This is a genomic window from Ornithinimicrobium carbonis, assembly GCF_050703245.1.
Lineage (GTDB): Bacteria > Actinomycetota > Actinomycetes > Actinomycetales > Dermatophilaceae > Ornithinicoccus.
Genome location: NZ_CP192647.1, coordinates 377,468 through 390,344, shown reverse-complemented (window position 1 = coordinate 390,344; position 12,877 = coordinate 377,468). Strand labels below are relative to the sequence as shown.

Annotated in this window: 12 protein-coding genes; 1 reads left to right on the top strand and 11 read right to left on the bottom strand. The window is 71.8% G+C overall.

Features of this window, described 5'->3' with window-relative positions; translation table 11 throughout:
• Nucleotides 1-7 precede the first annotated feature (7 nt).
• From ACQ95T_RS01975 to zupT, 8 genes are all read right to left on the bottom strand, one after another.
• On the bottom strand, nt 8-736 hold the full coding sequence (locus tag ACQ95T_RS01975; protein WP_425938939.1) for an LppX_LprAFG lipoprotein: 729 nt from the start codon (nt 734-736) through the stop codon (nt 8-10).
• A 72-nt stretch (nt 737-808) separates the two neighbouring features.
• Nucleotides 809-1,588 (bottom strand): phosphate ABC transporter ATP-binding protein PstB, encoded by a 780-nt coding sequence (gene pstB / locus ACQ95T_RS01970; protein ID WP_425938937.1) that lies wholly within the window; start codon nt 1,586-1,588, stop codon nt 809-811.
• Nucleotides 1,589-1,629: 41 nt separating this feature from the next.
• Nucleotides 1,630-2,844: a phosphate ABC transporter permease PstA gene (gene pstA / locus ACQ95T_RS01965; protein WP_425938936.1), complete on the bottom strand. Its 1,215-nt coding sequence runs from the start codon at nt 2,842-2,844 to the stop codon at nt 1,630-1,632.
• A 1-nt stretch (nt 2,845) separates the two neighbouring features.
• Nucleotides 2,846-3,796: a phosphate ABC transporter permease subunit PstC gene (pstC, locus tag ACQ95T_RS01960; protein ID WP_425938934.1), complete on the bottom strand. Its 951-nt coding sequence runs from the start codon at nt 3,794-3,796 to the stop codon at nt 2,846-2,848.
• Between the two features lie 29 nt (nt 3,797-3,825).
• The gene (gene pstS, locus ACQ95T_RS01955; protein WP_425938932.1) at nt 3,826-4,911 is read right to left on the bottom strand and encodes a phosphate ABC transporter substrate-binding protein PstS; all 1,086 of its coding nucleotides are present in this window, start codon (nt 4,909-4,911) and stop codon (nt 3,826-3,828) included.
• Between the two features lie 168 nt (nt 4,912-5,079).
• Entirely contained in the window at nt 5,080-7,659 is a 2,580-nt protein-coding gene (locus ACQ95T_RS01950; protein ID WP_431473459.1) for an ATP-dependent Clp protease ATP-binding subunit, read from the bottom strand.
• A gap of 75 nt (nt 7,660-7,734) precedes the next feature.
• Nucleotides 7,735-8,355: a hypothetical protein gene (locus ACQ95T_RS01945; protein WP_431473458.1), complete on the bottom strand. Its 621-nt coding sequence runs from the start codon at nt 8,353-8,355 to the stop codon at nt 7,735-7,737.
• 207 nt (nt 8,356-8,562) lie between these two features.
• Nucleotides 8,563-9,375 (bottom strand): zinc transporter ZupT, encoded by an 813-nt coding sequence (gene zupT, locus ACQ95T_RS01940; RefSeq protein WP_425938926.1) that lies wholly within the window; start codon nt 9,373-9,375, stop codon nt 8,563-8,565.
• A 118-nt stretch (nt 9,376-9,493) separates the two neighbouring features.
• On the opposite strand from zupT, the gene ACQ95T_RS01935 reads away from it, so the two are divergent.
• Nucleotides 9,494-10,039 (top strand): O-acetyl-ADP-ribose deacetylase, encoded by a 546-nt coding sequence (locus ACQ95T_RS01935; protein ID WP_425938924.1) that lies wholly within the window; start codon nt 9,494-9,496, stop codon nt 10,037-10,039.
• Here the strand turns inward: ACQ95T_RS01935 and pstB (ACQ95T_RS01930) are convergent.
• The 3 genes from pstB (ACQ95T_RS01930) to pstC (ACQ95T_RS01920) form a co-directional block, all read right to left on the bottom strand.
• Complete coding sequence (gene pstB, locus ACQ95T_RS01930) at nt 10,015-10,785, bottom strand: phosphate ABC transporter ATP-binding protein PstB (protein WP_425939998.1); 771 nt, start codon at nt 10,783-10,785, stop codon at nt 10,015-10,017. The two genes, ACQ95T_RS01935 and pstB (ACQ95T_RS01930), sit on opposite strands and share 25 nt — an antisense overlap.
• Before the next feature lie 155 nt (nt 10,786-10,940).
• The gene (gene pstA / locus ACQ95T_RS01925) at nt 10,941-11,894 is read right to left on the bottom strand and encodes a phosphate ABC transporter permease PstA (RefSeq protein ID WP_425938922.1); all 954 of its coding nucleotides are present in this window, start codon (nt 11,892-11,894) and stop codon (nt 10,941-10,943) included.
• Entirely contained in the window at nt 11,891-12,871 is a 981-nt protein-coding gene (gene pstC, locus ACQ95T_RS01920; RefSeq protein WP_425938920.1) for a phosphate ABC transporter permease subunit PstC, read from the bottom strand. Before pstC (ACQ95T_RS01920) ends, pstA (ACQ95T_RS01925) begins: the two co-directional genes overlap by 4 nt.
• Between the last annotated feature and the right edge of the window lie 6 nt (nt 12,872-12,877).

Genomic DNA, 12,877 nt, shown 5'->3' with positions numbered 1-12,877 from the left:
CTCCACCTCAGGGCCTGGTGACGGTGACCGGCTCGCCGTAGCCGTCGAGCGTGAGGGCGTAGGTCGAGGTGGCCGGGGGGTAGAACGGTCCGCTGATCTCGACCGTGCGCAGCTCCCACGACTCCTCGACCAGCCCGTAGACGACGTCGAAGACGCCCTCCTCGTCACCGGCGCCCAGCAGGCCGACCACCTCCTCGCCCGGCAGCGTCCCCTCCACGAGCTGCAGGAGCTCCTCCCCGGCCCGGGTCCGCTCCCCCAGCGCCGGGTCCTCGGTCTGCTCGAGCAGCCCGGCCAGGCCCGTCCCCGGGTCCAGGAGCGTCGCCGGGTCCGGCACTCCGAGCTCCTCGGGGTCGCTGAGCACGTAGCTCGGGGCGAACGGCAGCTGGACCCACAGCTCACCGTCGGTGGCGATCGTGGGCACCTCGGCCTGCACGCCGGACATCCGCACGGTGATGGTGCCGTCGAAGGCGGGCGGCTCGGTCGTCCCGGCGCCCTGGGCCGAGACGACGTAGCTGGGCTCGTCCTCGGGCAGGTCGGTGCCGGTCAGCCCCAGCTGCACGCTCCCCGCCCCGGCGAGGGCGTCCCGCGCCTGGGCGAGCCGGTCCTGCGCCGTGGGGGGCGCCGCCGAGGTCGCTCCCGCCCCGTCCGAGGACCCGTCGCACCCCGTGAGCAGCACGAGGGCACCCAGGACCAGGGGGAGCACCACCGGGGTATGCCGTGTGCCGCCGTGCCTCATCCGTCGCCTCCCGCTCGCGCCGTCCGACCGTTCCGGCCGTTCGCGCCAGTATCCACCCTGCGGGAGGACCCGTCAGCCGAAGCGGCCCGAGATGTAGTCCTCGGTCGCCTTCTTGCTGGGGTTGTTGAAGATCGTCTGCGTGCTGTCGTACTCGACGAGCTCGCCGGGCTGCCCGGTGGCCTTGAGGTTGAAGAAACCGGTCTTGTCCGAGACCCGCGCCGCCTGCTGCATGTTGTGGGTCACGATGACGACCGTGTAGTCGGTCTTCAGGTCGCTGATGAGGTCCTCGATGGCCAGGGTCGAGATCGGGTCCAGGGCCGAGCAGGGCTCGTCCATGAGGATGACCTCGGGCTGGATGGCGATGGCCCGGGCGATGCACAGCCGCTGCTGCTGGCCGCCGGACAGACCGGCGCCGGGCTTGTCGAGGCGGTCCTTGACCTCGTTCCACAGGTTGGCGCCGCGCAGGGCCCCCTCGGCGAGCTCGTCCGCCGCCCGGCCCGACATCCGCCGGGAGTTCAACCGCAGCCCGGCCAGGACGTTCTCCTTGATGGACATCGTGGGGAAGGGGTTCGGCCGCTGGAACACCATGCCGACCTGCCGGCGCACGTCCACCGGGTCGACCCCCTTGGCGTACAGGTTCTGCCCGTCGATGAGGACCTCCCCGTCCACCCGGGCACCGGGGATGACCTCGTGCATCCGGTTGAGGGTGCGCAGGAAGGTCGACTTCCCGCAGCCGGACGGGCCGATGAAGGCGGTCACCGAGCGTGGCTCGATGGTCATCGTCACGTCCTTGACGGCGTGGAAGTCCCCGTAGTAGATGTCGAGGTCGTTGACGTCGATGCGCTTGGACACGAAGGTTCTCTCTTCCGACGTAGGTCAGCGGTGCTGACGGGTCAGCGGCCGTTCCGGGGCGCGAACAGGGTGGCGATGAGCCGGGCGAGCAGGTTGAGGGCCACCACCACGAGCACCAGCAGCAGCGCGGCGGCCCACGCCCGCTCCAGGCTGGGCTCGCGCACGGCCGGGCTCAGCGGCTTGGTGAACATGAAGAAGGCGTAGACCGCCAGGGTGTTCATCGGGCCCTCGAGCGGGTTCCAGTTGAGCGCTCGCGCGTAGCCGATCGCGACGAGGAGCGGTGCGGTCTCCCCGATGACGCGGGCGATGGCCAGGGTGATGCCCGACGCCAGGCCGGAGGCGGCGGTGGGCAGCACGACCTTGGTGATCGTGCGCCACTGGGGCACCCCCAGCGCCAGGCTGGCCTCGCGCAGCTCGCGGGGCACGATGCGCAGCATCTCCTCGCTGTTGCGCACGACGGTGGGGATCATCAGCACCGAGAGCGCCACGGCGCCCGCCAGGCCCATCTTCGCGTCCCGCAGCCCGAAGATCTGGGCGAACAACGCGAAGGCGAACAGGCCGGCCACGATCGAGGGGATCCCGGTCATCACGTCCACGAAGAAGCGGATCGCGCTCGACAGCCGGTTGCCGCCGCCGTACTCGACGAGGTAGATCGCGGTGAACAGGCCGATGGGCACGGAGATGAGGGTCGCCAGGCCGGTGACGACGAGCGTGCCGACGACCGCGTGGAAGGCTCCTCCGACGAAGTCGGCCCGACCCTCGGCGTAGGCCTGGTCGTGCACCCCGGTGACGCCGTTCATCGTCTGCCACAGGAACTGCAGGTCGAACCCGCGGCCGGCGCCCAGGGTGAGCACCGTCCACAGGATGGACAGCAGCGGCAGCAGCGCCAGGGCGAAGGCCAGGTGGACGAGGGCACCCATCACGTGGTCGACGGCGACCCGGTGCCCTCCCAGGACGCGGTATGCCGCATACACCCCCAGGAGGTGGGTCGCCGCCCCCAGGGCGACGGCCGCGCCCGGGTGGAGCCCGGTCAGCCAGGTGAGCGCGCCGACCAGGACCGCGACGACCCCGACGACGAGCGCCGGGACCCGGGTCGTGGGGCGCAGGGGCGACATCACCAGGCCCTCGACCTCGTCGAGGCGTCGGCCCGGTGGGGGGTCGGCGGGCTGCAGGAGGTCGTCGCGGACCACCCGCAGGCCGGGCACGTCCGGTCCGTGCTGCTCCGGACGGGGGGTGGGGCGGGTCGGCGTCGGCATGTCAGCTGGCTCCCGAGAAGGCCGCCCGGCGGGCCACGATCCAGCGGGCGACCAGGTTGACCGCGAGGGTGATCACGAAGAGGACGAGGCCGGCGGCGATGAGCTCGGACAGGCGCAGCCCGGCCGCCTCCGGGAAGTTGAGGGCGATCTCGGAGGGGATCGTCTTGTTGCCGCTGCCCAGCATGTTCAGGGAGAAGGCCCCCGGCGCCAGGATGATGGCCACCGCCATGGTCTCCCCCAGCGCGCGACCCAGGCCCAGCATCGTGCCTCCGACGATGCCCGGCATGCCGAAGGGCAGGACCGCGGTGCGGATCATCTCCCACTTGGTCGCGCCCAGGGCCAGCGCGGCCTCCTCGTGCAGCCTGGGCGTCTGCAGGAAGACCTCCCGCGACACCGAGGTGATGATCGGCAGGATCATCACCGCCAGGACGAGCGAGGCCGTGAGCAGGGTCCGTCCGGTCGCCGAGGCCTCGCCGAAGATCGGCAGGAACCCCAGGTTGCGCTCCAGCCAGCCGAAGAGCGGCCCCAGGCGTGGCGCGAAGACCGCCAGGCCCCACATCCCGAAGACCACCGAGGGCACCGCGGCCAGCAGGTCGACCACGAAGCCCACCGCCGCACCGATCCGGCGCGGGGCGTAGTGGGAGATGAACAGCGCGATCCCGACCGCGACCGGCGTGGCCACCAGCATCGCCACGACCGAGCTGACGACCGTGCCGAAGACGAGCGGGAGCACGTAGGCCCCGAACCCCGCGCCTCCCGTGACCTCCTCCGGGTCGGCCGTGAGGGCGGGCACGGCCTCCTTGGCGAGGAAGAAGGCGACCCCGGCCAGGGTGAGCAGGATGAGGACCGCGGAGCCGAGCGAGGCGCCGGAGAAGATCACGTCACCGGGACGGCGGGGAGCCCGGGGCGTGCTCGGCGGGGACGTGGTGCGTCCCGGAGCGGATGGGGTCATGGGTGTCCTTGCGGTGCTCGCACGGCCGGTCAGCCGCCCTCGATGGTCTCGATCAGCGCGTCCGCGCGCTCGCGGAGGGAGTCCGAGATCGGCGAGGACCCCGCGGCGCGCGCCGCCGCCTGCTGGCCCTCCTCGGACACGACGTAGTGCAGGAAGTCCCGGACCAGCTCGGCCCGTCTCTCCCGCTCGTAGTGCGTGCAGGCCACGTGGTAGGAGACCAGCACGATCGGGTAGGCGCCCGAGGCGGAGGTGTCCCGGGCGAGGTCGAGCGCGAGGTCGCCCTCCAGCCCGGTGTCGACCGGCTCGGAGGCGTCGACGACGCGGGCCGCAGCCTCGGGCGAGAACTCCACGAACTCCTCCCCCACCCCGATCGCGACCGAGCTGCCGGTGACCACGGACGCGTCGGCATACCCGATGGCGCCCTCGGTCGCCTCGACGACCTGGATGACCCCCGTGTTCTGGGGCGCCGCCTCGGCCGGCACGGGCCAGGCCTTGTCGACCTCGTGCGGCCAGGCGTCGGGGGCGGCGGCGGCGAGGTACTCGAGGAAGTTCTCGGTGGTGCCCGAGTCGTCCGACCGGTGCACGACGGTGATGTCGGTGGAGGGCAGGTCGACCCCGGGGTTGTCCTCGGCGATCGCCGGGTCGTCCCAGCCGGTGATCTCCTGGTCGAGGATCCGCGCGAGGGTCTCGGGGCGCAGCTGCAGGTCCTCGACGCCGGGGAGGTTGTAGGGCAGGGCGATCGGCGAGATGTAGACCGGCACGTGCAGGGCCCCGCGGGGCCCGCAGACCTCCTTCACCGCCTCGCGCTCCTCCTCGTCGAGAAAGGCGTCGGTGCCGCCGAAGTCGGTGGCCCCGGCGACGAGGTTCTCGCGGCCGCCGCCCGAGCCGATCGCGTCGTACTGGACGAGCACGCCGGGCTGCTCCCCCTGGTAACCGGCGATCCAGGCGGTCATGGCCGCCTCCTGGGCCGAGGAGCCGGACGCCTTCAGGTCACCGGTCAGGGTGCCGCCGTCGGCGGCGGCGATCATCCCGGTGGGGTCGTCGTTGCCGCAGGCGGCGAGCAGGGGGAGGGTGGTGGCCAGGACGACGGCCAGGACACGGCGCGGGACCAGCACGCAGAACCTCTCTGGGGTGGGGGAACGACGGGCGTGACCGTCGCGCGCCGGGTGCCCGGTCACGCGATCGGGCACCACGAGCCGACGCCACCGTAGGACACCCAGGTGAACAACAGGTGAAGAACCGCCCCCGCCGTTCACCCGGGCGTCATCAGCCGCCGGGCGGGGTCACCGCAGCGCGAGGGCGTCCCCGTCGGCCGCGACCTCCACGACGACCTCCTGGCCGTCCCGGACCTCGCCGGAGAGCAGGCCGCGGGCCAGCCGGTCGCCGATCTCGGTCTGCACCAGGCGCCGCAGCGGACGCGCCCCGTAGGCGGGGTCCCAACCCCGCTCCGCCAGCCACCGCGCCGCCTCGTCGGTGACGTCGAGGGTGATCCGACGGTCCGACAGCCGTCGGGCCAGCTGCTCGACCTGAAGCCCCACGATCGTGGCCAGCTCCTCGCGGCTGAGCGCGTCGAAGAGCACCACCTCGTCGAGCCGGTTGAGGAACTCCGGCTTGAACGCGGCCCGGACCATCGCCATGACCTGCTCCCGCCTGGTCTGCTCGTCCGTGGTCTGGTCCACGAGGAACTGGCTGCCGAGGTTGGAGGTCATCACGAGGATGACGTTGCGAAAGTCCACGGTGCGTCCCTGCCCGTCGGTCAGGCGTCCGTCGTCGAGGACCTGGAGCAGGATGTCGAAGGTCTCCGGGTGGGCCTTTTCCACCTCGTCCAGCAGCACGACCGAGTAGGGCCGGCGGCGCACAGCCTCGGTGAGCTGCCCGCCCTCCTCGTAGCCGACGTACCCGGGAGGCGAGCCCACGAGCCGGGCCACGGCGTGCCGCTCGGAGTACTCCGACATGTCGATGCGGACCATCGCCCGCTCGTCGTCGAAGAGGAAGTCGGCCAGGGCCTTGGCCAGCTCGGTCTTGCCGACGCCGGTGGGACCGAGGAAGAGGAAGGACCCGGTCGGGCGGTCGGGGTCGGAGATCCCGGCCCGGGCCCGCCGCACGGCGTCGGAGACGGCGCGCACCGCGGCCCGCTGGCCGATCAGCCGGCGGCCGATGACGTCCTCCATCCGGAGCAGCTTCTCGGTCTCACCCTCCAGGAGGCGGCCGGCGGGGATGCCGGTCCACATCGAGATGACGTCGGCGATGTCGTCGGCGCCCACCTCGTCCTTGACCATCGGTGCCTCGGTCGGGGTCGAACCACGGGCCTCCTCCTCCTGCGCCGCGACGAGCTCGGCCTCGGCGGCCGGGATGTCGCCGTACAGCAGCCGGGACGCGGCGGCGTAGTCACCCTCGCGCTGGAGCCGGTCGGCCTGGGTGCGCAGCTCGTCGAGCCGCGCCTTGAGCTCGCCGACCCGGTTGAGACCGGACTTCTCCGCCTCCCACCGCGCGGTGAGGGCCGCCAGCTGCTCCTTCTTGTCGGCCAGGTCGGCGCGGAGCCGCTGCAGCCGCTCGACCGAGCCCGCGTCGTCGGTCTCCTCGGCCGCCTTCTTGACGTGCATCTCCTCCATCGTCAGGCGGTCCACCTGGCGCTGGAGCTCGTCGATCTCCACCGGGGAGGAGTCGATCTCCATCCGCAGACGGCTGGCCGCCTCGTCGACGAGGTCGATCGCCTTGTCGGGCAGCTGACGACCGGAGATGTAGCGGTCGCTCAGCGACGCGGCCGCGACGAGGGCGGTGTCGGAGATGGCCACCTTGTGGTGCGCCTCGTAGCGCTCCTTGAGCCCGCGCAGGATCGCGATGGTGTCCTCCACGCTCGGCTCTCCCACGAAGACCTGCTGGAAGCGGCGCTCGAGGGCGGGGTCCTTCTCGATGTTCTCCCGGTACTCGTCGAGCGTGGTCGCGCCGACCATGCGCAGCTCACCCCGGGCCAGGAGCGGCTTGAGCATGTTGCCGGCGTCCATCGAGGAGTCTCCGGAGGCGCCGGCGCCGACGACGGTGTGCAGCTCGTCGATGAAGGTGACGACCCGCCCCTCGCTGGCCTTGATCTCTCCCAGGACGGCCTTGAGCCGCTCCTCGAACTCGCCGCGGTACTTCGCACCGGCGACCATCGCGCTCAGGTCCAGCGAGATGAGCGTCTTGCCGCGCAGCGACTCGGGCACGTCGCCGGCCACGATGCGCTGGGCCAGGCCCTCGACGACCGCGGTCTTGCCGACGCCCGGGTCGCCGATGAGGACGGGGTTGTTCTTGGTCCGTCGCGAGAGCACCTGGACCACCCGGCGGATCTCCGCGTCGCGCCCGATGACCGGGTCGAGCTTGCCCTCGCGGGCCATCGCGGTCAGGTCGGTGCCGTACTTGCCCAGGGCGTCGAAGGTCGCCTCGGGGTCGGCCGAGTCGACCTTCTTGCCGCCCCGCAGCGTCGGGATGCGCTCCTCGATGGCGGCCTCGTCCAGCACGGCGAACTGCCCGGAGCGCGCCAGGGCCAGCAGCAGGTGGTCGGTGGAGACGAAGTCGTCCCCCATCCGGCCCATGACCTCCTGGGCCTCCTTGACGACGCCGTGCATCGCCCGGGACAGCCCGGGGTTGCCCATCGTCGACCCCGACGCGGGGGGCAGCCCGCGCAGCACCCCCTCGGCCGCCTGGGCGGCCATGGCCGCCGAGGAGCCGGTGGCCTCCAGCAGCGGGGCGGTCGTGGTCTCGCCCTGCTGGGCCAGGGCGCGCAGCAGGTGGGCCGGCTCGACCTGGGCGTGACCGGCGGCGGCGGCGTCGCGGACGGCGGTGGACAGGGCCTCCTGGGCCTTGGTGGTCAGGGACAGATCCATGGGACTCCTACCTCACGGTGGATCGGGAAAAGGACTCTGGAGATGACAACCGGCCCGAAGTTGAGCCTATTCCGCTCAACTTCGGGCCGGTTCGCCACCCGTCCCGGCCGGCCCTACGCCCAGGGCTGGAACTCCTCGGTGACCTCGAACGTGAAGAAGCGCCTCATCGTCGACTCGGACTCGTCGGTCGGCTCCGACCAGTAGTTGAGCACGGCCCAGCGTCGGTCCTCCTCCGGGAGCTCGAAGGTCCGTTCCGTCCCCGCTCCCGTCCCGGTCGTCGCCGTCAGGGTGCTCACCGGGCGGGAGCTCGAGGCCGAACTCGATCCAGTTGTGCCCCTCCTCGAAGGCGAAGTCCTGGTCGATCAGCTGCTCGCCGTCGACCGCGACCGTGATCCCGACGACCTCCTCCGTGGGCACCTGGTTGCTGACGTGCAGGACCAGGTCGGCGTCCTCCGCCCCGACCAGGCGCGGCAGGTCAGCGGCGGCGTCCGGCTCCTCCGTCGGCACCGGCGCCTGCGTGGTCGGTCCGGCGACGTCGGCCGGTTCCGGCGCGGTCGTCGTCGGGGTGGCGACGTCGACCGCGGTCGGAGCCTCGCCCGACACGTCCGGGGACCCTGCGGGTCCGGGTGATGATGACACGCAGCCCGCCAGCAGCAGGCTGCCCAGCACGAGCACGGTCGGTGCGGTGGTTCTCATGGCTCCTCCTCGGAACGTCGTTGCTCCTGGGACGCCGCACGGGCCCGTCAGGTTGGGTCCCTCGTGCGCGGTTTCTCGGTCGGGCCCCTCGCACCTGCCACCACGGCAGGCTCCCTCCCCCAGCCACCAGCCACCAGCCACCAGCCACCGGCCACCGGCCACCAGCCACCGGCCACCGGCCACCAGCCACTGGGCCCCTCCGCCCGGTCAGCCCACGGGCGGGGCCAGCAGCTGGATGCTCAGGGCCATCACGACGGCTCCCAGGAAGAAGCCGACCAGCGACTGGCTGTAGTGCGTCTCGTAGCGCCGGGCCGCCGGCAGCAGCTCCAGGAAGCTGACCGCGAGCATCATCCCGGCCACGAGCGCCAGGGACAGGACGAGCCACTCCTCGGGGAGCACCGCCCGCAGCAGGACGTAGCCCACGACCGCCCCGACCGGTTCGGCGAGCCCGGAGAGGGTGGCCCAGAAGAGCGCCGTCGCCCGGCTGCGGGTCGCCGCGTAGATGGGTGCGGCCACCGCCAGCCCCTCCGGGACGTTGTGGATCGCGATCGCCGTGGCGAGCGCGATGCCACCGCTGGGCCGCTCGAGGGTGGAGATGAAGGTGGCCAGCCCCTCCGGCAGGTTGTGCAGAGCCACGACCGCGGCCAGCAGCATCCCGCTGCGCAGGAGCCGCCCGTCCAGCTCGCCGCTCGCGACCCGCAGGGCCTCGTCCCCGCCGGCCAGCTCGGCGGGGTTCACCTCGTGCGGGATGGCCTTGTCGATGAGCAGGACCGCGATGGTTCCCACCAGCATCGCTCCCCCGACCCAGGCGAGGTTCCAGCCGAACCCCACCACCTCCCGCAGCGCCACCGCCGCGGCAGGGGCGATCTCCACCACCGAGATCGTGATCATCAGTCCGGCGGCGAAGGCGAGCGCGGCGGCCAGCCACTGCCGGCGGAGCACCTGGTCGTGCGTGCCGAGCCATCCGCCCACGACGGTGGACAGGCCGGCGAGCACGGTGACGACGAAGGCGAGCGTCACGTCATACCTCCCCGCGTCGGTGGGTGCCGGTGCCGGGTGAGGGACGCCGCGGCGCCGGACCCGTGTGCCGATTGTGCCGCAGGGCGCCACCCGTCCCGAGCGGGGGCAGGATGGGGGTATGCGGATCACGTGCGTCCAGGGAGACCTCACCACCCAGCGTGTCGACGCGGTCGTCAACGCCGCCAACTCCGGCCTGCTCGGGGGCGGCGGGGTGGACGGGGCGATCCACCGTGCGGCCGGGCCCTCGCTGCTGGCGGAGTGCCGACAGGTCCGGGCCAGCGTGTGGCCCGACGGCCTGCCCGTGGGCGAGGCCGTGGCCACCGGGGCCGGGGACCTCGCGGCGCGCTGGGTCATCCACACCGTGGGGCCGGACCGGCACGCGGGTCAGACCGACCCCGCCCTGCTGACCTCCTGCTTCGTCCGCAGCCTGGAGGTCGCGGGCGAGGTGGGCGCCAGGACGGTGGCCTTCCCGGCGGTCAGCGCGGGGATCTACGGCTGGGACCCGGCCCAGGTCGCGGACGTCGCGGTGGCCGCGGTCAGGGACCGCGGCCCCTCGGTGCCTGGGCTGGAGGAGGTCCGCTTCGTCCTGCTCGGGGAGCCGGTGCTCGGCGAGTTCCGGCGGGCGGTGGCGAGCGCGGGTCAGCCGAAGCGGCCGGAGATGTAGTCCTCGGTCCGCTGGTCGGAGGGGTTCTCGAAAATCTTCGAGGTGCGGTCGTACTCCACGAGCAGACCGGTCCGGTTGCCGGTCGTCTCGTCGGGACGGGCGGTGAAGAAGGCGGTCCGGTCCGAGATGCGGGCCGCCTGCTGCATGTTGTGCGTGACGATGATGAGCGTGTAGTCCTGCCGCAGGTCGAGCATGAGGTCCTCGACGGCGCCCGTGGCGATGGGGTCCAGCGCAGAGCACGGCTCGTCCATGAGGATCACGTCGGGCTCGGTGGCGATGGCCCGGGCGATGCACAGGCGCTGCTGCTGACCGCCCGAGAGGGAGTAGCCGGACTCCTTGAGCTTGTCCTTGACCTCGTCCCACAGGGCAGCACCGCGCAGGCACTTCTCCACGTGGTCGTCCATGCTGTCGACCTTCATGCCGGTGACGCGCGGGCCGTAGGCGACGTTGTCGTAGATCGACTTGGGGAAGGGGTTGGCCTTCTGGAAGACCATCCCGATGTGCCTGCGGACCTCGATCGGGTCCACCTCCGGGGCGTAGACGTCCTGGTCGTGGTAGAGCACCTGGCCCTCGACCCGGGCCGAGGGCACCAGGTCGTTCATCCGGTTCAGACAGCGCAGCACGGTCGACTTGCCGCACCCCGACGGGCCGATGAGGGCGGTGATCTCGTTGCGTCCGAACGCCAGGTCGACGTCGTGGACCGCGTGGAATCCGCCGTAGAAGACGTTCAGGCCGCGGGCCTCCATCACCGGGACGGGGCGTTCGGGGATGTCGTGTCCCGGCATCGTGCGGGCGGGGGGGGTGTGGGCGACGGTGTCGGTCACGGTCGGGTCTCCTTGGGGCGGGGGTGCCGGAGGGGTGTGCGGTCGGGGGCGCGGGTGGCGGGCGGGCAGGCGGAGCATCACAGCTCGCGGGTGAAGCGGTTGCGGATCCAGATGGCCACCGAGTTCATCGCCAGCAGGACCCCGAGCAGGAGGATGATCCCGGCGGCGGCAAGGATGCGGAACTCCTCCTGCGGGCGGACGGCCCACTGGAAGATCTGCACGGGCAGGACCGTGTAGGCGCCGTCGAAGAAGCCGTCCGGGTTGTAGGTGACGAAGACGGTGGCCCCGACCAGGAGCAGGGGGGCGGTCTCACCGATGGCCCGGGAGAGCGCCAGGATCGTGCCGGTGACGATCCCCGGCACGGCGGCCGGGAGCACGTGGTGCCAGATGGTCTGCCACTGGGTGGCACCCAGGCCCATCGATCCCAGCCGCAGGCTGTTGGGGACGGCCCTGATCGCCTCGCGCGCCGCCAGGATCACGGTGGGCAGGACCAGGAGCGCCAGGGTGAGCGACCCGGCGTAGGCCACGGGTCCCAGGCTCAGCGGGCCGCGGACGATGAACGCCAGGCCCAGGATGCCGAAGACGATCGAGGGCACGGCCGCCAGGTTCTGGATGTTCAGCTCGATGAAGCGCACCCACGCCTTGGTGTGGTCGGCGAACTCCTCCAGGTAGATCGCGGCGGACACCCCGATCGGGACCACGGTGACGACCACGCCGACCATGACGTAGATCGTGCCGAAGATCGCCGACTGCATGCCGGAGGTCTCCCGGTCCAGCGTCGAGGGCATCTGCGTGATGAGGTTCAGGTCCAGCCGAGGCAGGCCGCGGGCGAAGGCCTGGACGATGACCGCCAGGAGGGTCACGAACGCGAGCACGAGGCAGAGGATCAGGAGCGCCTTGAACACGCCCCCCTTCCACTTGCCTCCGCGCTGACGCCCGTCGAGCCCCAGCTCGGTGACTCGGCGGGCCGCTGCCACGCCGGTGCGGTTGGGGCCGTTCAGACGGGCGGGGTCGAGGGTGGGCCGGCTCATTCGTAGGTCTCCCGGAACTTGCGGACCAGGGCGATGCTGATCATGTTCATGACGAAGGTCATGAGGAAGAGCAGCGCGCCGACGGCGAAGATCGTGTAGTAGGTCGTGGTGCCGTGCCCGATGTCTCCGGTCGAGGTCCGGGCGATGAACGTGGTCATCGTCAGCACCGAGTCGTTGGGCCAGAAGGTCAGGTTGGCCGAGGCTCCGGCGGCCAGCAGCACGATCATCGTCTCGCCGATGGCCCGGGAGATCCCCAGGACGAAGCTCGCGACGATGCCGGAGAGCGCGGCGGGGACGACCACCCGGGTGGCCACCTGCATCCGTGTCGACCCCAGGCCGTAGGCCGCCTGGCTCAGGCCCGAGGGGACGGCGCTCATGGCGTCCTGCGAGATGGAGGCCACCGTGGGGATGATCATGACACCCATGACGAGCCCGGCCGACGCGGCCGAGAAGATGCCCGGCGGCTCGCCGAGCTTCCCGGGCAGGAAGGTGGGCCAGAACTCCCGCAGGAGGGGCGTGACGAAGGTCATCGCGAAGAAGCCGTAGGCGACCGTGGGGACTCCCTCGAGGACCTCCAGGATGGGCTTGAGGACCTTGCGGGCGCGGGTGCCGGCGTACTCGCTGAGGTAGATCGCCGCCCCCAGACCGGCCGGGATCGCGATGAGCAGCGCCCAGAAGGTGACGTTGAGCGTGCCGACCACCAGCCGGAGCACGCCGAAGCTGGGGTTGCTGGAGTTGGTGGGGGCCCAGAAGTCGGTGGAGAAGAAGTCCGCGGGGGCTACCCGCTGGAAGAACTCGACGGTCGGGGGGATCAGGGAGAAGACGATCCCCGCCGTGACCAGGACCGAGAAGGCCGCGCAGAGGAACAGCCATCCGACGACGACCTTCTCCCCCCAGCGGGGGGAGCTCGCCCGGAGCGAGAGCGGTGCGTCCGCCCGGGCCCCGGAGGTGGTCCCCGGACGCGTGATGGTGCTCATGCTCCT